At 54.4% G+C, this 16497-nt stretch carries 16 protein-coding genes; 5 read left to right on the top strand and 11 right to left on the bottom strand.

Annotated elements, in window-relative coordinates:
* Positions 1 to 4 precede the first annotated feature (4 nt).
* The 9 genes from atpH to asnC form a co-directional block, all read right to left on the bottom strand.
* On the bottom strand, positions 5 to 538 hold the full coding sequence (gene atpH, locus NQ230_RS00400; protein ID WP_023309790.1) for a F0F1 ATP synthase subunit delta: 534 nt from the start codon (positions 536 to 538) through the stop codon (positions 5 to 7).
* A 14-nt stretch (positions 539 to 552) separates the two neighbouring features.
* Complete coding sequence (atpF, locus tag NQ230_RS00405; RefSeq protein ID WP_014072436.1) at positions 553 to 1023, bottom strand: F0F1 ATP synthase subunit B; 471 nt, start codon at positions 1021 to 1023, stop codon at positions 553 to 555.
* Positions 1024 to 1071: 48 nt separating this feature from the next.
* Positions 1072 to 1311 (bottom strand): F0F1 ATP synthase subunit C, encoded by a 240-nt coding sequence (gene atpE / locus NQ230_RS00410; protein ID WP_000429386.1) that lies wholly within the window; start codon positions 1309 to 1311, stop codon positions 1072 to 1074.
* Positions 1312 to 1360: 49 nt separating this feature from the next.
* Positions 1361 to 2176, bottom strand: a complete 816-nt coding sequence (gene atpB, locus NQ230_RS00415; RefSeq protein WP_023309789.1) for a F0F1 ATP synthase subunit A — start codon at positions 2174 to 2176, stop codon at positions 1361 to 1363.
* An 8-nt stretch (positions 2177 to 2184) separates the two neighbouring features.
* Entirely contained in the window at positions 2185 to 2565 is a 381-nt protein-coding gene (gene atpI / locus NQ230_RS00420; RefSeq protein ID WP_023333920.1) for a F0F1 ATP synthase subunit I, read from the bottom strand.
* Positions 2566 to 3181: 616 nt separating this feature from the next.
* Complete coding sequence (gene rsmG / locus NQ230_RS00425) at positions 3182 to 3805, bottom strand: 16S rRNA (guanine(527)-N(7))-methyltransferase RsmG (RefSeq protein ID WP_121423348.1); 624 nt, start codon at positions 3803 to 3805, stop codon at positions 3182 to 3184.
* 107 nt (positions 3806 to 3912) lie between these two features.
* Positions 3913 to 5802: a tRNA uridine-5-carboxymethylaminomethyl(34) synthesis enzyme MnmG gene (gene mnmG, locus NQ230_RS00430; RefSeq protein WP_024907889.1), complete on the bottom strand. Its 1890-nt coding sequence runs from the start codon at positions 5800 to 5802 to the stop codon at positions 3913 to 3915.
* Positions 5803 to 6176: 374 nt separating this feature from the next.
* On the bottom strand, positions 6177 to 6626 hold the full coding sequence (gene mioC / locus NQ230_RS00435) for an FMN-binding protein MioC (protein WP_023333917.1): 450 nt from the start codon (positions 6624 to 6626) through the stop codon (positions 6177 to 6179).
* A 90-nt stretch (positions 6627 to 6716) separates the two neighbouring features.
* Complete coding sequence (gene asnC, locus NQ230_RS00440) at positions 6717 to 7175, bottom strand: transcriptional regulator AsnC (protein ID WP_024907891.1); 459 nt, start codon at positions 7173 to 7175, stop codon at positions 6717 to 6719.
* A 151-nt stretch (positions 7176 to 7326) separates the two neighbouring features.
* Here asnC and asnA point away from each other — a divergent pair, with 151 nt between their 5' ends.
* On the top strand, positions 7327 to 8319 hold the full coding sequence (gene asnA, locus NQ230_RS00445; RefSeq protein WP_121423347.1) for an aspartate--ammonia ligase: 993 nt from the start codon (positions 7327 to 7329) through the stop codon (positions 8317 to 8319).
* Here asnA and viaA read toward each other — a convergent pair whose 3' ends face one another.
* Both viaA and ravA read right to left on the bottom strand, forming a co-directional pair.
* Positions 8320 to 9771 (bottom strand): ATPase RavA stimulator ViaA, encoded by a 1452-nt coding sequence (viaA, locus tag NQ230_RS00450; RefSeq protein WP_213330678.1) that lies wholly within the window; start codon positions 9769 to 9771, stop codon positions 8320 to 8322.
* On the bottom strand, positions 9765 to 11261 hold the full coding sequence (gene ravA / locus NQ230_RS00455) for an ATPase RavA (protein ID WP_121423345.1): 1497 nt from the start codon (positions 11259 to 11261) through the stop codon (positions 9765 to 9767). The genes viaA and ravA overlap by 7 nt, the downstream gene beginning before the upstream one ends.
* A 222-nt stretch (positions 11262 to 11483) precedes the next feature.
* Between ravA and kup the strand changes: the two genes are divergently transcribed.
* The 4 genes from kup to rbsC all read left to right on the top strand — a co-directional run bounded on the left by kup (position 11484) and on the right by rbsC (position 16481).
* Entirely contained in the window at positions 11484 to 13352 is a 1869-nt protein-coding gene (gene kup, locus NQ230_RS00460; protein ID WP_121423344.1) for a low affinity potassium transporter Kup, read from the top strand.
* A 226-nt stretch (positions 13353 to 13578) separates the two neighbouring features.
* Positions 13579 to 13998 carry a D-ribose pyranase gene (gene rbsD, locus NQ230_RS00465; protein WP_003862392.1) on the top strand — a complete coding sequence of 140 codons (420 nt, stop codon included), beginning with the start codon at positions 13579 to 13581 and terminating at the stop codon, positions 13996 to 13998.
* Between the two features lie 7 nt (positions 13999 to 14005).
* A complete protein-coding gene (gene rbsA / locus NQ230_RS00470; RefSeq protein ID WP_213823207.1) occupies positions 14006 to 15511 on the top strand; it encodes a ribose ABC transporter ATP-binding protein RbsA in 1506 nt (501 codons plus the stop codon).
* 4 nt (positions 15512 to 15515) lie between these two features.
* Entirely contained in the window at positions 15516 to 16481 is a 966-nt protein-coding gene (gene rbsC / locus NQ230_RS00475) for a ribose ABC transporter permease (RefSeq protein ID WP_006808742.1), read from the top strand.
* Positions 16482 to 16497: the final 16 nt, after the last annotated feature.

Raw genomic sequence — 16497 nt, forward strand, 5'->3', positions numbered from 1 at the left:
CCCCTTAAGACTGCAAGACGTCTGCAAGGCGTTCAAGACGGCCGCGTACGCTGCCATCAATGACCATATCACCCGAACGGATGATTACGCCTGCCATTACAGACTTATCGATTTTGCAATTCAGCTTAACTTTGCGTGACAGACGTTTTTCCATCGCGGCGGTGATTTTCGCAAGCTGTTCGTTACTCAGTTCAGTCGCAGAAGTCACTTCAACTTCCGCGGTTGCTTCACTCAGCGCACGTAAGTGCTCAAACTGCTCGAGAACATCCGGGAGCACACGGAGACGACCATTTTCTGCCATGACCTTAATCAGGTTCTGGCCGTTGGCATCCAGTTGCTCTCCGCACACGGCGATAAACGACGCGGCGAGAGTTTCAGGTGCTAACGCACCGGAAAGCAACTCAGCCATTTGTTCGTTTTTCGTCACCTCAGCGGCAAACGCCAGCATATCCTGCCAGCGATCGACATTTTGGTGTTCGACAGCAAAGTCAAAAGCTGCTTTGGCGTAGGGGCGAGCTACCGTAACAAATTCAGACATCAGCCCCTCCCTCCTTACAGTTCAGCGACAAGTTTGTCCACGATGTCGCTGTTAGCAGCTTCATCCACGGAACGTTCGATGATCTTCTCGGCGCCAGCAACAGCCAGAATCGCAACCTGCTTACGCAGTTCTTCACGAGCACGTTTACGCTCAGCATCAATTTCTGCCTGAGCCTGTGTCACGATCTTAGTACGTTCCTGTTCTGCTTCAGCTTTGGCTTCGTCCAGGATCTGCGAACGGCGTTTGTTAGCCTGTTCGATGATGACCTGAGCTTCCGCTTTCGCTTTTTTCAGCTGGTCTGTCGCGTTGGCCTGTGCAAGGTCCAAATCTTTCTTAGCGCGTTCTGCGGAAGCCAGACCGTCAGCAATTTCTTTCTGACGTTTTTCGATGGCAGCCATTAAAGGCGGCCATACATACTTCATGCAGAACCAGACAAAGAGAATAAACGCGATGGCCTGGCCGAGGATTGTTGCGTTCATGTTCACAGCACAATACCTCTTTAATTTCTGTGGCTTAGGGTTTTAAAACTACTACTACGCGACAGCAAACATCACGTACAGACCCAGACCTACAGCGATCATTGGGATAGCATCCACCAGACCCATAACGATAAAGAACTGAGTACGCAGCAGAGGAATCAGATCAGGTTGACGCGCTGCGCCTTCCAGGAATTTGCCCCCGAGGATGCCGATACCGATCGCAGCACCGATAGCCGCCAGACCCATCATCACAGCGGCAGCCATGTACAGCAGATCCATATTCAGGTTTTCCATGACAGTCTCCAGTTTGTTTCAATTAAAACGTAGTAGTGTTGGTAAAAAATCAGTGCTCTTCAGACGCCATCGACAGATAGACGATCGTCAGAACCATGAAGATAAAGGCTTGCAGCGTAATGATCAGGATGTGGAAAATGGCCCATGGCACATTAAGAATCCACTGTGACCACCACGGCAGAAGACCCGCGATCAGAATGAAAATCAGCTCACCCGCATACATGTTGCCGAACAGTCGCAGACCCAGTGAAACAGGTTTGGACAGCAGGCTAACGCCTTCCAGGATCAGGTTGACCGGAATAAACGCCCAGTGGTTGAACGGCTGCAAGGTAAGCTCTTTCACAAAGCCGCTTACGCCTTTCATTTTGATGCTGTAGAAAAGAATCAGGATAAATACGCCCAGCGCCATCGACAGGGTGATGTTCACGTCCGCAGACGGTACAACACGCAGCGCAGGCAGGCCGAAGATGTGCTCGCCGATAAACGGCAGCAGATCGATTGGCAGCAGGTCCATCAGGTTCATCAGGAAGACCCAAACGAACACGGTCAGGGCCAGCGGAGCAATCAGCTTGCTCTTACCATGGTACATGTCTTTGACGCTGCCATGGACGAAGCCGATGATCATTTCGATGAAGGTCTGGAATTTCCCTGGTACACCGCTGGTCGCTCGTTTAGCAACACCGCGGAACATGGCCAGGAACAGAAGACCCAAAACCACCGAGAAGAACATGGAGTCGATGTTGATCGTCCAGAAGGTGGCCGGGGGGTTATGTGGATCCACCAGCGAGAATGTACGCAGGTCCAGCTGAAGGTTATTCAGATGGTGACCTATGTAATCCTGCGGCGTCATATTTTCTGAAGCCATGATGCCTTTTACCCTTTGTTATTGATTACAGCTGGAGCCAGAACTTGTACCACCAGCACCAAAACCCACGTTGCTATCAGCGGCATGAAGACCACTTTCAAAACCGCCAGCGCCATCACCAGTAAAGCAAAGGTCAGCAACACCTTACACACTTCGCCGAGGGCGAAGGACCAGGCCACGCGGCCTTTGGCGGGTGTATGCGCCTGATGACGCCAGGCAAAAATCATAAACAACACGTTTGGCAGCACAACCGCCAAACCCCCGCACACGGCGGAGATGCCCCAGAAGGGGTCTTTGAGGCTAAACAGCAGTCCACTTGCTATCACAGCCAGAAACTGAACGAACAGAAGCTTACGAGCAACGTTTCTACTCAAGAGCGACACAGACATCACGTTTTTACTCCTGCTCCCTTCGAGGTATGCCGCGTGTCGTATAAAACGTCCTTTAAGGCTCAGAGTCAAGCATCAAAAAGCGGTCAAATTATACGGTGCGCACCCGTGATTTCAAACATTAAGTAGCGAAAAGGTGAATAAATGTTTAAATATTTTTCCCCACCGCTATTTTTTAACTTTCGCTGAAAGCGTCAACCTTCGACCAAAACTGCAAACAGCGCGAAAACGTTGACGATAAAGCGTGCACGAGATCACAAAACACACATTTGCGATAAGGTTGTCTTTATCAAAGACGCAAATCGCAGAAATTTATCTTTATGAAATTAAACGCAAAACGTCGTAACTATTTTCAAAACAGCCCAGTACACAATAAAAACCTTTTATTGACATTCTTAATAAATAATTAACATTGCGTTCTGGTTACTGCCTTCCACTTTTAGCAGCCTTATATTTTCACAGATGACTATCTTCTTGGTGAATAATAGGCGCTACGTTAACCGGAAGAAAAACCTTAGTGAAAAAGAGGTTAAATGCTCACCGGTAAATCCCCGGTAGTTGTGCTGTTTTTTAACATGCTAAGAACAGCACAAATTCCACATTTTTTATTAATTTTTTAAAAATTGTTTGGCTTAATTATCACCAGATGACGTTCCCCATCGAGCTGAGGAATGTTTAATTTCTCGATGGATTCAACAGCAAATCCGTCCGGAAGCTGTTCAATCTCATCGCCTGGCAACTGCCCTTTCAGCGCATAGAAGCGGCCATTTTCTGCAGGCAAGTGCTTACACCAGCTCACCATATCGTTGAGCGACGCAAAAGCACGGCTGATAACCCCGTCAAACGGCGGCTCCGCTGGGAACTCCTCTACCCTGCTCTGCACGGGTGTGATGTTCTCCAGCTTCAGCTCATGCTGTACCTGACGTAAAAAGCGCACGCGCTTGCCGAGGCTGTCCAGCAGGGTGAAGTGGCTCTCAGGGCGAACAATCGACAGCGGAACGCCCGGTAAACCAGGTCCTGTCCCCACGTCGATGAAACGCTCACCTTTCAGCCAGGGGGCAACTACAATGCTATCGAGAATATGGCGTACCAGCATCTCGTTGGGGTCACGTACTGAGGTCAGGTTGTACGCTTTGTTCCATTTGTTCAGCATATCGACATAGGCCACCAGCTGATTTTTCTGGTGATCGGTGAGCGAAATACCTGCCTGATCCAGCAGACGAGAGAGTTTGTTGAGCACGGTGAATACCTGTTTAGCGATTTTTCGCCCGGTGGCGCTGCCGCTTACCGGGCCTACGAATAAGTAGGGCGGGTAAGCGAAGCGCCACCCGCCAAAAGCAATGTCAATTACGCGCTGCGGCGCAACATACCTTGCTTTTTCAGCCAGACCAGCAGGATCGAAATCGCCGCAGGGGTAACCCCCGAGATGCGGGACGCCTGGCCGATCGACACCGGTTTGTGATCGTTTAGCTTGGCGATCACTTCGTTAGAAAGGCCCGTCACCTGGCGGTAGTCCAGCATTTCCGGCAGTAGCGTGTTTTCGTTACGCTGCTGTTTTTCGATCTCATCCTGCTGACGCGCGATGTAACCTTCGTACTTCACCTGGATCTCAACCTGCTCTGCCGCTTCAGCATCTTCCAGTCCCGGCGCGAACGCGGTCAGTTTGACCAGGTTCTCGTAGGTGACTTCAGGACGGCGCAGCAGATCTTCCCCGCTGGCTTCACGCGACAGCGGCGCTGTTAAGTGAGCGTTTACTTCGGCAGCGGTTTCCGCCTGCGGATTCACCCAGGTGGTTTTCAGGCGCTGGCGTTCCTGTTCAATGCGCTCCAGCTTCTCGTTAAAGCGCGCCCAGCGTTCGTCATCCACCAGACCCAGCTCGCGGCCCATTTCGGTCAGACGCAGGTCGGCGTTATCTTCGCGCAGCATCAGGCGATATTCCGCGCGAGAGGTAAACATACGGTACGGTTCTTTGGTACCCAGCGTGCAGAGATCGTCAACCAGCACGCCCAGATACGCCTGAGAACGGCCTGGCGCCCAGCCCTCTTTCTCAGCGGAGAAACGTGCGGCGTTCAGACCGGCAAGCAGACCCTGTGCAGCCGCTTCTTCGTAGCCGGTGGTGCCGTTAATCTGACCCGCGAAGAACAGACCGTGGATGAATTTGCTTTCCAGGGTTGGCTTCAGGTCACGCGGATCGAAGAAATCGTACTCAATAGCGTAGCCAGGGCGAACGATTTTCGCATTCTCCATCCCCTGCATTGAGCGAACAATTTGCATCTGCACATCGAACGGCAGGCTGGTGGAGATGCCGTTCGGGTAAATTTCGTTTGAGGTCAGCCCTTCCGGCTCCAGGAAGATCTGGTGCTGGTTACGATCGGCAAAGCGCATCACTTTGTCTTCGATCGACGGACAGTAGCGTGGGCCGATCCCTTCGATCACGCCAGCATACATGGGGCTGCGATCGAGGTTATTGCGGATCACGTCATGGGTTTTCTCGTTGGTATGCGTGATGTAGCACGGTACCTGCTGCGGATGTTGCGCCGCATTGCCCATGAACGAGAAGACAGGCATTGGGTTATCACCGTGCTGTTGCGCCAGCACGCTGAAATCAATGGTGCGCGCATCAATACGCGGCGGCGTACCGGTTTTCAGGCGGCTGACGCGCAGCGGCAGTTCACGCAGACGACGAGACAGGGGAATAGACGGCGGATCGCCGGCACGGCCACCGCTGTAGTTATCCAGACCGATATGAATTTTACCGTCAAGGAATGTGCCCACGGTCAGCACCACGGCTTTCGCGCGGAACTTGAGACCCATCTGCGTCACGGCACCCACGACGCGATCGTTCTCAACGATAAGATCTTCTACAGCCTGCTGGAAGATCATCAGGTTGGGCTGGTTCTCCAGCGCGGTGCGCACAGCCTGACGGTAAAGCACGCGGTCTGCCTGTGCACGGGTCGCACGCACAGCGGGACCTTTACTCGCGTTTAGTATCCTAAACTGGATGCCAGCCCGATCGATCGCTTTCGCCATCAGGCCGCCAAGTGCATCCACTTCTTTTACCAGGTGTCCTTTCCCAATGCCGCCAATCGCCGGATTACAGGACATTTGTCCCAGCGTGTCGATATTGTGTGTCAAAAGCAGGGTCTGCTGACCCATACGCGCTGCGGCCATTGCGGCCTCAGTGCCTGCATGACCCCCGCCAATGATGATGACGTCAAAAGGATCCTGATAAAACATGGTGGTCTGCCTCGCGTAAAGCGGTATGAAAATGGATTGAAGCCCGGGCCGTGGATTCTACTCAACTTTAGTCTTTCGAGAAAGCATTGGGATCCTGGGCTATTAAAAAGAAGATCTTTTTATTTAGAGATCTGTTCTATTGTGATCTCTTATTAGGATCGCGAACTTGTGTGGATAAGTCCGATCTCATAAAGAAGATCATGCGGTTAGAAAGGATCGTTTGCTGTGAATGATCGGTGATCCTGGACAGTATAAGCTGGGTTCAGATCGCGACTTTATGCACAGGTCAAAAACAACACAACAGTTGTTCTTTGGATAACTACGGGTTAATACGAGCTTTTAACCAGAGTTATCCACATCTGTTCGCACGATCTTTAATCGTTTTTGAGTAAATTTTTCCATTCCGCGAGCCAGATCTCGGCTGGATCCTCCGGAATGTCATGATCGAGGATGTTGATCTTGAGCGTTTCACCCAGCTGTTTTGCTCCGCAGGAGGTTACAGCGGCTTCAACTTTCTCTATTGCCCCACAAAAGGTGTCATATTCACGACTGCCGATCCCCACCGCGCCAAAACGGACGTTTGACAGGTCGGGCTGCTGTTCCAGCAGTTCGTCATATAAAGGTTGCAGGTTATCCGGCAGATCGCCCGCGCCGTGCGTGGAGGTGATCAGCAGCCAGACCCCGTCAGCCGGGAGATCTTCAAGCAACGGGCCGTGCAGGGTTTGTGTGGAAAAGCCCGCATCTTCCAGCTTTTCAGCCAGGTGTTCCGCTACGTATTCCGCACCACCAAGGGTGCTGCCGCTGATAAGGGTAATGTCCGCCATTGATCGCTCGCCCAGATAAAGAGACGGCCATTGTACGCTGTGAACGAGCTGGGATCTACCTGTGGAAAATGTGGGAATGAATTTGCCCGATCACGGGCGGATGGTACGCATGATCGGGTTTTGCAGGGAGATCAGTGTCTCGGTGGACTGAATTTCATCGATTGTTTGGATCTTGTTGATAAGTACCTGCTGGAGGGCGTCGATGGATCGGCACATGACCTTTATAAAGATGCTGTAGTGACCGGTGGTGTAATACGCCTCGGTGACCTCATCCAGCGCGTTCAGCCTCGCCAGGGCGGAAGGATAGTCTTTTGCGCTTTTAAGAATGATGCCGATGAAGCAGCAGACGTCGTAACCCAGATGTTTAGGACTGACGTCAATGCGTGCGCCGGTAATGATCCCCGCCTGTTTCATCTTCTCTACGCGAACATGAATGGTCCCCGGGCTGACGCCAAACTGTTTCGCCAGCTCGGCGTAGGCGGTACGGGCATTGGCCATTAAGGCCTCCAGGATGCCGCGGTCGAGATTGTCGATCTGATAATTTTCCATAGCTTTTTCTTATGAAGATTAATGATTCACTCTATTCTAGCGTTTAATTTTATCGAATCAAAAGTGAAGGTGGCTTTTTGTTGATGAGTTATTGAATGTGATGCCATTTCTGTTGCTTAATCAATATCAACAGGACGCAGGAGTATAAATAATGAAAACCGCTTACATCGCAAAACAACGCCAGATCAGTTTCGTTAAATCCCATTTTTCCCGCCAGCTGGAAGATAAACTTGGGCTTATTGAAGTCCAGGCGCCAATTCTGAGCCGCGTGGGTGACGGGACCCAGGATAACTTGTCTGGATGCGAAAAAGCGGTACAGGTGAAAGTGAAAACACTGCCAGACGCCCAGTTCGAAGTGGTTCATTCCCTGGCGAAGTGGAAGCGTCAAACCCTGGGGCAACACGACTTCAGCGCGGGCGAAGGGCTCTACACGCACATGAAAGCCCTTCGCCCCGATGAAGACCGCCTCACCCCAATTCACTCTGTCTATGTTGACCAGTGGGACTGGGAGCGCGTGATGGGTGACGGCGAGCGCCACGTCGGCACGCTGAAATCTACCGTTGAGGCGATCTACGCCGGGATCAAAGAAACCGAAGCGGCCGTGAGCAAAGAGTTTGGTCTGGCACCGTTCCTGCCGGATACGATCCACTTTGTTCACAGTCAGGAATTGCTGAGCCGCTTCCCGGGTCTGGATGCCAAAGGCCGTGAGCGTGCGATTGCCAAAGAGTTGGGCGCGGTATTTCTGATTGGGATCGGCGGCAAGCTGTCTGATGGCAAACGCCACGACGTTCGCGCGCCGGATTATGATGACTGGAGCACTGCGGGTGAAGGCGAATTTGCCGGTCTGAACGGTGATATTCTGGTCTGGAACCCGGTACTGGAAGACGCCTTCGAGCTTTCTTCTATGGGGATCCGCGTGGATGCTGACGCGCTGAAACGCCAGCTGGCGGTCACCGGTGATGAAGATCGTCTCAAACTCGAGTGGCACCAGGCGCTGCTGCGCGGTGAAATGCCTCAGACGATCGGCGGCGGTATCGGCCAGTCCCGTCTGACCATGCTGCTGCTTCAGTTGCCACATATCGGTCAGGTCCAGTGTGGCGTATGGCCGCAGCAGGTACGTGAAAGCGTCGGTTCTCTTCTTTAATTAACGCCGCCAGCGTCTGAGCAGGCGGCTACGCAGCCCGGTATCAAAGCGCCAGATATGATCGAAGATGCGCATGATGCCGGGTTTTCCATGTGCGGACATCGCCACCGCGTGAAAACGGTGCTGATGCACCCGCTGTAATTCCTTCACCTTATTCACCACGTCATCCGGCAGCCGCTGGGCAATAAAATCGGAAATCACCACCGCGTCAGCGTCGTACCAGTCACCGCCCTGCATACGCTCCACAATGCTGCGAAAGCAGCTGGCCAGATCCGTGCCGCCGCGAAAACGCTGGCTCAGGAAGCGGATTGCCTGCTCGATCCCCTGCTGGTTCGTCAGCTCATAGCCCACAACCTCGCTGGAGAACAACATGATGAAGCAGCGACGGCGATCGGCGAGCGCCACCCGCATCAGGGCCAGGCAGAACGCCTTCGCGCACTGCTCGTTAAACCCGCCCATCGATCCGGACGTATCCACGCAAACAATGAATGGCCCGCGCGGCTGCTCATCAAAGTCCTGATGGACCACCGGTCGTTGGCTGATTTTCTCGCGCCAGGCTTCGCCGTGCAGTCGGTAGGTGAGAAGCTGTTTTTCCACCAGTCGACGATAGAACTCATACTCCAGCTCGGTCATCCCCAGCGTGCTCAGCTCGGTCGGCAGCAGGCGCAAAATGTCATCGCTTTGCTGGAGTCCGTCGACCTGCTCCGGCACGGTAGCCGGTTCGCGCACCAGGGTGCGGAAGGTTTCCATCGGGGCATCTTTCTTTGGGACCGACTTTGCCTCCCTTGAGCGGCCCAGCTGTTCTGCAAGCTTCATCAGTTCGGGCTGCTGCGTTAGAAAGTCGCCGTACTTCACGATCAGCTGGTAGTCACCGCGCTTCAGCTGCCCGGCGCTCATGTCCCACAGACGTCCGGCGGCGTTTTCATTTTCTACCAGCACCTCTTCAAGCTGGCCGCTCAGCGTCATACGCTCCTGAACTTCGCTGAGCAGCTGTTCACGCTCTTCATCCAGCAGCTGCTGGTTCAGCGTTGTGGCCTGAACGACCAGGCTTAGGCGCCAGCGCTGAAGGAACAGGGTATGCAACGCCGGGGTAAAGGTGGCGTTATCCGTGACCAGCGCCCGCGCCTGGCTGGCAAACGGAGAGTGGACTTTATCAAGCAGCGTAAGGGTTTGCGGCAGCTGGACGATAAACTGCGGTGTCGACAGCCGTTGGCACTGCTGATAGCTGGCGACTTCCTCCGTCAATTCAGGCGGGACTTCCGTCTCCTTAAACCGCTGGCGAAGGTTATCGCGCCAGCGCGGGAGATCGTCGGTCATCGCTTTTTTGAGCTTAGGAAACTTTTCGAAGAAGGCCGCCAGCTGCGGCGATGCCAGGAGGGTAATAACCACCTCCTCGATCAGACCTTCCTCACTGACCGCCAGCATGACGTTGAGCGTGTCCAGCGTTAGCATTGACGCGCCTGTTTGATCTGCGCGCTGACGTCCTGCAGGCTGGCTTCGATGCGACCTAACCAGTCGCTATGAATAAAGAGGCATTTTTGCTGCTCGCTGAAGCGGGTGTGCTGCTGGTGCCATTCGGTATCCAGCGCTTCCAGCTGCTGCTTGATCTCTTCCGGCACGCTATCGGAAGCGGCGCCCGGCAGCGCCAGACGCGATCCCTGCAGGCTGACGTCGCGGATCACCAGATGCTGGCTGCTGTCCACTTCCATCGTCAGCGGCTGGGCAAAACCAATACCGTTAAGCTTGCCGCGGATCTCACCGCCCTTATCCAGCCACTGCGCCAGCGCTTCGCGCTCAATCGTAATGTGGACTACCTGCATGTCATGAAGTTTGAGCGGCTGCTGGAGCAGCAGCGTTAGCGTCGTACCAGTCAGATCGGCAGGAAGCTCGTAGTGCGGTTTGCGGGCGAACATGCCCCCCAGGCGGTTCACCTTCAGCGCGGTTTTATCACTTTGCTGCTGTTGAAGCTGGATGCGCCGCTGGGCAATCGCCCCCAGCTGGTTGAGCATCGCCTGCTGCCCCCAGGCGTGCCCGGTCATCAAAACGTCAAGCTGCTGCTGCATCAGGTTCATGCCTTCTGCATCATGCCAGAGGCAGTCTTTGAGCAGGATCAGGTCGATTGGCGCAACGGCGTCACGCCCGCTGAACAGGGCGCTGGCCTGCAGCAGACGGATCGCTTTTTTCCAGCGGCGATCGGAAACATAGGGCGCAGAAGGGAGGAGATCGAGCTGCTGACGCAGCAGATAGATCAGCTCAAATACGGCGTCAGGCAGCTTGATTTTGCTGATATCCTGCTGCCACTGGTGATACTCCTCATCGGTGACCTGTAGCGAAGCAGACACCGGATTTTCGTTCTCATCCTGCTGGCTTATCAGCAGGGAGCGGAAATTGGATTTATCCTGCACTTTGTCCAGCCACAGGCGGATCAGCATACGGTCATACAGCGCTTCCAGACTGCTGTCGGCTTCAGGCAGTTCGTTAGAGGCGGCCACCAGCAGGCGCATCGGGATTTTCTCTTCGCTGGCGCCGTTACGGAACCGACGTTCGTTTATCGCCGTGAGCAGAGTGTTCAGAATAGCCGGTCCCGCTTTCCAGATCTCATCAAGAAAAACAATCTCAGCCTCAGGCAGATACCCCGCCGTCAAGCGCTCATAGCGCCCTTCATCTTTCAGCGCCTGAATGGAAAGCGGGCCAAAAACTTCTTCTGGGGTGGAAAAGCGGGTCATGAGATATTCGAAGGCGCGGGCGTTCTGAAAAGCAAATTTGAGCCTGCGGGCGATCAGGCTTTTGGCAATGCCCGGTGGTCCCAGCAAAAACACGCTTTCACCGCTCAGCGCCGCCAGCAAACAGAGGCGAATGGCGTGGCTACGCTCGAAAAGGCCTTTCTCCAGCGCGCTGCTGAGGCGGGAAATTCTTTCTGCTAATAAATGTGAGTGAGCCATAATAGTTTTGCATCCTTTCGCCGTCGTGGCGGCCAATTGAAGCGAGTATAGACGTTTCAGTCAGGGCTGGTAATAGACTGAAGTGCGGCGCAATTTTCTTTGCGCTACATTAATGCGGTTGCATTTAGGGGTACGATTTTGCAATGAATCGTGCATACTGTGCGCTTTTTGTGGGCCAAGGGACCAGGAACACATTTGTTATTTAAACGAAAAGACTAGTCTATGAGCACTGATAATAAGCAATCATTACCCGCAATAACGCTTGCGGCGATCGGGGTTGTCTACGGTGATATCGGCACCAGCCCGCTTTATACGCTTCGTGAATGTCTGTCCGGCCAGTTTGGCTTTGGTGTTGAACGCGATGCCGTGTTTGGCTTCCTGTCCCTCATTTTCTGGCTGCTGATCCTGGTGGTTTCCGTTAAATATCTCTCCTTCGTTATGCGTGCAGATAACGCAGGTGAAGGTGGGATCCTGACCCTGATGTCCCTTGCCGGGCGCAATACCTCGGCCAGAATGACCTCAGTGCTGGTCATAATCGGCCTGATTGGCGGCAGTTTCTTCTACGGGGAAGTGGTGATAACGCCGGCTATCTCGGTGCTGTCGGCGATAGAGGGGCTGGAGATTATCGCGCCACAGCTGGATACGTGGGTGGTTCCGCTCGCTATCATTGTCCTGACGCTGCTTTTCGCTATTCAAAAGCACGGCACCGGGCTGGTGGGCAAACTGTTTGCTCCGATTATGCTGGCCTGGTTCCTGATCCTGGCGGCGCTTGGCTTGCGCAGCATTATCGCGAACCCGGAAGTGCTGCAGGCGCTGAACCCTTACTGGGCCGTGCATTTCTTCCTCGAATACAAAGTGGTTTCCTTCGTGGCGCTGGGTGCCGTCGTGCTCTCCATCACCGGTGTGGAAGCGCTGTATGCTGACATGGGCCACTTCGGGAAACTGCCTATCCGCGTGGCATGGTTTATTGTGGTGCTGCCTTCGCTGGTGCTGAACTACTTCGGTCAGGGTGCGCTGCTGCTTAAAAACCCGGAAGCGATCAAGAACCCGTTCTTCCTGCTGGCACCTGACTGGGCGCTGGTGCCGATGCTGATCCTGGCGACGCTGGCGACCGTCATTGCCTCTCAGGCGGTGATTTCCGGCGTGTTTTCTCTGACGCGCCAGGCCGTGCGTCTGGGATATCTCTCGCCGATGCGCATCATCCATACCTCAGAGATGGAGTCGGGTCAGATTTACATCCCGTTCATTAACTGGCTGCTCTATTTCGCAGTTGTCATTGTTATCGTCAGCTTCGAGCACTCCAGTAACCTGGCGGCGGCGTACGGTATTGCCGTAACCGGTACGATGGTGCTGACATCGCTTCTCTCCACCACGGTGGCGTACCGAAACTGGCACTGGAATAAATTCCTCGTGGCGATGATTCTGGTGGGCTTCCTGTGCATCGACGTGCCGCTGTTCTCTGCGAACCTCGACAAAATTGTCTCCGGTGGCTGGCTGCCGCTGACGCTGGGTCTGGTGATGTTTATTGTCATGACCACCTGGAAAAGCGAGCGTTTCCGCCTGCTGCGCCGCATGCATGAGCACGGGAACTCTCTGGAGGCGATGATCGCTTCTCTGGAGAAATCCCCGCCGGTTCGCGTGCCGGGGACCGCGGTATACATGTCTCGCGCGCTGAACGTCATTCCGTTCGCGCTGATGCATAACCTCAAGCACAACAAAGTGCTGCACGAGCGCGTGATCCTGCTGACGCTGCGCACCGAAGATGCGCCGTATGTTCATAACGTCCGTCGCGTGCAGATTGAGCAGCTGTCGCCGACCTTCTGGCGCGTGGTAGCAAGCTACGGCTGGCGTGAAACGCCAAACGTGGAAGAGGTGTTCCACCGCTGTGGCCTGGAAGGGCTGAGCTGTCGGATGATGGAGACGTCGTTCTTTATGTCGCACGAGTCGCTGATCATCGGCAAGCGCCCGTGGTATCTGCGCCTGCGCGGCAAGTTGTACCTCATCCTGCAGCGTAACGCCCTGCGTGCGCCTGACCAGTTTGAGATCCCGCCTAACCGCGTGATTGAGCTGGGAACGCAGGTCGAGATCTAAGTCTTTGTACGGCCTGATGCCCTCACCCCGACCCTCTCCCACAGGGAGAGGGCGCAAACATAAAAAACGGTAACCTTGGGGTTACCGTTTTGCATTTACCTCCATTCCATTTCACTTAGCGAAACGTTTCGACGTCGATCACAAATCTGTTACGTCATGATGGTTTTCTGAACATTTCTGGGGCTACACTACTTTTAGCGAAACGTTTCGCTAGTGGAGCAAGAAAATGAAGAAAGGCACGGTTCTCAACTCAGAAATCTCATCGGTTATTTCCCGTCTTGGGCATACCGATACGCTGGTGGTTTGCGATGCAGGCTTACCGGTTCCGCGCAGCACAACCCGTATCGATATGGCGTTAACGCAGGGTGTTCCTTCGTTTATGCAGGTACTGGAAGTCGTGACCGCGGAGATGCAGGTTGAGGCGGCCATTCTCGCGGCGGAAATCAAACAACATAATCCGCAACTCCACGAAACGTTGCTCAGCCACATTGAGCAACTGCAACAACACCAGGGAAACACCATAGAAATTCGTTACACAACGCACGAGCAGTTCAAACAACAAACCGCAGACAGTCAGGCGGTGATTCGCAGCGGGGAGTGTTCCCCGTATGCGAATATCATTCTCTGTGCTGGCGTCACCTTCTGAGGCCATCATGGACGCATTACTGCAACTCAAAGGGATCGATAAGTCGTTCCCGGGCGTAAAAGCCCTCTCCGGCGCGGCGCTGAACGTCTACCCCGGGCGCGTGATGGCGCTGGTGGGCGAAAACGGTGCCGGCAAATCCACCATGATGAAAGTGCTGACCGGTATCTACCAACGCGATGCCGGTTCACTCGTCTGGCTGGGCAAAGAGACCACCTTCACCGGCCCGAAATCCTCTCAGGAAGCGGGCATCGGTATTATTCACCAGGAGCTGAACCTCATCCCTCAGCTCACCATTGCGGAAAACATCTTCCTCGGCCGCGAGTTTGTTAACCGGTTCGGCAAAATCGACTGGAAAACCATGTATGCCGAAGCGGACAAGCTGCTGGCGAAGCTGAACCTGCGCTTTAAGAGCGACCGTCTGGTGGGCGATCTCTCCATTGGCGATCAGCAGATGGTGGAAATTGCCAAGGTGCTGAGCTTTGAGTCGAAGGTCATCATTATGGATGAACCAACCGACGCCCTGACCGATACCGAAACCGAATCCCTGTTCCGCGTGATCCGCGAACTGAAGTCGCAGGGGCGCGGGATTGTCTATATCTCTCACCGCATGAAAGAGATCTTCGAAATCTGCGATGACGTCACCGTCTTCCGCGACGGGCAGTTTATTGCCGAGCGCGAAGTGGCCACGCTGACCGAAGATACGCTTATCGAAATGATGGTGGGACGTAAGCTCGAAGATCAGTATCCGCATCTGGATAAAGCGCCGGGTGAGATCCGCCTGAAGGTGGATAACCTCTGCGGTCCGGGCGTGAACGACGTGACCTTTACCCTGCGCCAGGGCGAGATCCTGGGCGTGGCGGGCCTGATGGGTGCCGGACGTACCGAGCTGATGAAAGTGTTGTACGGCGCACTGCCGCGCATCAGCGGTTATGTCACCCTCGACGGTCATGAAGTGGTCACCCGCTCTCCGCAGGATGGTCTGGCGAACGGCATCGTCTATATCTCCGAAGACCGTAAACGCGACGGTCTGGTGCTGGGGATGTCGGTAAAAGAGAACATGTCCCTGACCGCGCTGCGCTATTTCAGCCGCAGCGGCGGTAGCCTGAAGCATAAAGATGAGCAGCAGGCGGTGAGCGATTTTATCCGCCTCTTTAACGTCAAAACCCCGTCGATGGAACAGGCGATAGGCCTGTTGTCCGGCGGTAATCAGCAGAAAGTGGCGATTGCGCGCGGGCTGATGACGCGCCCGAAAGTGTTGATCCTCGACGAGCCAACCCGCGGCGTAGACGTGGGCGCGAAGAAAGAGATCTATCAGCTGATTAACCAGTTTAAGGCCGACGGTCTGAGCATCATTCTGGTCTCTTCCGAGATGCCAGAAGTATTAGGCATGAGCGATCGCATTATCGTCATGCATGAAGGGCATCTCGGCGGTGAATTCACTCGCGAGCAGGCCACCCAGGAAGTTCTGATGGCTGCCGCTGTGGGCAAGCTTAATCGCGTGAATCAGGAGTAAGAAGATGACTACCCAGGCTGTTTCTGGTCGCCGCTATTTCACAAAGGCATGGCTGATGGAACAAAAATCGCTGATTGCCCTGCTGGTGCTGATCGCGATTGTGTCCACCATGAGCCCGAACTTTTTCACCGTTAATAACCTGTTCAACATTCTGCAGCAGACGTCGGTGAACGCCATTATGGCGGTCGGCATGACGCTGGTGATTTTGACCTCGGGTATCGATCTGTCCGTCGGTTCCCTGCTGGCGCTCACCGGTGCGATCGCCGCTTCGATTGTCGGCATTGAGGTCAACGCGCTGGTGGCCGTGGCCGCTGCCCTGGCGGCAGGCGCGGCGATTGGTGCCGTAACCGGCGTGATTGTGGCAAAAGGCCGCGTTCAGGCGTTCATCGCCACGCTGGTGATGATGCTGCTGCTGCGCGGTGTGACCATGGTTTACACCAACGGCAGCCCGGTCAATACCGGTTTTACCGATAACGCGGATCTGTTTGGCTGGTTCGGTATCGGTCGCCCGCTGGGTGTCCCGACGCCGGTCTGGATCATGGCTATCGTCTTCCTGGCGGCGTGGTACATGCTGCACCACACCCGTCTGGGCCGTTATATCTATGCGCTAGGCGGTAACGAAGCGGCAACGCGCCTGTCCGGTATCAGCGTTAATAAAGTCAAAATTATCGTTTACTCCCTGTGCGGTCTGCTGGCGTCACTGGCGGGCATCATCGAAGTGGCGCGCCTCTCCTCCGCGCAGCCGACGGCGGGTACGGGATATGAGCTGGATGCTATCGCGGCAGTGGTTCTGGGCGGTACGAGTCTTGCGGGCGGTAAAGGTCGCATTGTTGGGACATTGATCGGCGCACTGATTCTCGGTTTCCTGAATAATGGTTTGAATTTGTTAGGTGTTTCCTCCTATTACCAGATGATCGTTAAGGCAGTGGTGATTTTGCTGGCGGTACTGGTAGACAACAAAAAACAGTAACTGACGACACTACAGG

The organism is Enterobacter asburiae (assembly GCF_024599655.1).
Lineage (GTDB): Bacteria > Pseudomonadota > Gammaproteobacteria > Enterobacterales > Enterobacteriaceae > Enterobacter > Enterobacter asburiae_D.

What these genes read in the sequence shown, in the direction of transcription:
- atpH (WP_023309790.1), bottom strand. Translation starts at nt 538, where the DNA reads ATGTCTGAATTTGTTACGGTAGCTCGCCCCTACGCCAAAGCAGCTTTT.
- atpE (WP_000429386.1), bottom strand. Translation starts at nt 1,311, where the DNA reads ATGGAAAACCTGAATATGGATCTGCTGTACATGGCTGCCGCTGTGATG.
- atpB (WP_023309789.1), bottom strand. Translation starts at nt 2,176, where the DNA reads ATGGCTTCAGAAAATATGACGCCGCAGGATTACATAGGTCACCATCTG.
- atpI (WP_023333920.1), bottom strand. Translation starts at nt 2,565, where the DNA reads ATGTCTGTGTCGCTCTTGAGTAGAAACGTTGCTCGTAAGCTTCTGTTC.
- mnmG (WP_024907889.1), bottom strand. Translation starts at nt 5,802, where the DNA reads ATGTTTTATCAGGATCCTTTTGACGTCATCATCATTGGCGGGGGTCAT.
- mioC (WP_023333917.1), bottom strand. Translation starts at nt 6,626, where the DNA reads ATGGCGGACATTACCCTTATCAGCGGCAGCACCCTTGGTGGTGCGGAA.
- asnC (WP_024907891.1), bottom strand. Translation starts at nt 7,175, where the DNA reads ATGGAAAATTATCAGATCGACAATCTCGACCGCGGCATCCTGGAGGCC.
- asnA (WP_121423347.1), top strand. Translation starts at nt 7,327, where the DNA reads ATGAAAACCGCTTACATCGCAAAACAACGCCAGATCAGTTTCGTTAAA.
- viaA (WP_213330678.1), bottom strand. Translation starts at nt 9,771, where the DNA reads ATGCTAACGCTGGACACGCTCAACGTCATGCTGGCGGTCAGTGAGGAA.
- ravA (WP_121423345.1), bottom strand. Translation starts at nt 11,261, where the DNA reads ATGGCTCACTCACATTTATTAGCAGAAAGAATTTCCCGCCTCAGCAGC.
- kup (WP_121423344.1), top strand. Translation starts at nt 11,484, where the DNA reads ATGAGCACTGATAATAAGCAATCATTACCCGCAATAACGCTTGCGGCG.
- rbsD (WP_003862392.1), top strand. Translation starts at nt 13,579, where the DNA reads ATGAAGAAAGGCACGGTTCTCAACTCAGAAATCTCATCGGTTATTTCC.
- rbsA (WP_213823207.1), top strand. Translation starts at nt 14,006, where the DNA reads ATGGACGCATTACTGCAACTCAAAGGGATCGATAAGTCGTTCCCGGGC.
- rbsC (WP_006808742.1), top strand. Translation starts at nt 15,516, where the DNA reads ATGACTACCCAGGCTGTTTCTGGTCGCCGCTATTTCACAAAGGCATGG.